The sequence below is a fragment of the Stenotrophomonas sp. YIM B06876 genome, assembly GCF_030711595.1.
GTDB lineage: Bacteria > Pseudomonadota > Gammaproteobacteria > Xanthomonadales > Xanthomonadaceae > Stenotrophomonas.
Window position 1 is genome coordinate 1 of the sequence record NZ_JAUJUJ010000389.1, and the last position, 756, is coordinate 756.

General features: G+C 66.4%; 1 protein-coding gene and 1 pseudogene. Both read right to left on the bottom strand.

The features are described from left to right. A pseudogene (locus QZH66_RS17485) lies at positions 1 to 293 on the bottom strand (hypothetical protein); the annotation flags it as partial. Continuing rightward, a complete protein-coding gene (locus QZH66_RS17490) occupies positions 293 to 508 on the bottom strand; it encodes a hypothetical protein (protein WP_305807104.1) in 216 nt (71 codons plus the stop codon). The pseudogene QZH66_RS17485 and the gene QZH66_RS17490, both read right to left, overlap by 1 nt. Positions 509 to 756 lie beyond the last annotated feature (248 nt).

Below are 756 nucleotides of genomic sequence, written 5' to 3' on the forward strand. Positions count from 1 at the left end.
GCAAAGGGTTCGATGGTGGGTGGCGTGTTGACCTTGGGGAAGCTCACGCGGTAGCCGTAGTAGCTCAGCGCCGTGGCCAGCAGCGTGATGCCCAATCCCGAGACATGCTGCGACAGCGCCAGCCCCACCGTCAGCCAGGCGTGCAGCAGGCCGAACACGGCGCCGGTGAGCGCCGCCACCAGCACACCGGTCCACAGGCCGTGGCCCGCGTACACGGTGAGCCAGCCGGTGAAGGCGCCGGCCACCATGATGCCTTCGATGCCCAGGTTGAGCACGCCCGCGCGCTCGCACATCAGCACGCNACACCGGTCCACAGGCCGTGGCCCGCGTACACGGTGAGCCAGCCGGTGAAGGCGCCGGCCACCATGATGCCTTCGATGCCCAGGTTGAGCACGCCCGCGCGCTCGCACATCAGCACGCCCAGCGTGCCCAGGATCAGCGGCGTGGCCACGCGCAGGGTGGCGATCCAGAACGCCGGGTTGGCGAGGATGTCGAAGAACTCGGTCATGCGCCCGCCTCGGTGCTGGTTGCTTTAATTTTGATAGCTGTCAGCGCTTGGTGGATAAGCATTAGAGGCCAATTTTGCTTGAAATCGTGATGAAGGCAGGTATTCATGGCGGCGTCACTTCCACCGCACGCGGTACTGGGTCAGCAGCCCGGCCACCAGCACCGCGATCAGCGAGGCGGCGACGATCACGTCGGCGATGTAGTTGGGCACGCCCACGGCGCGGCTCATGCTGTCGGCGCCCACCATCA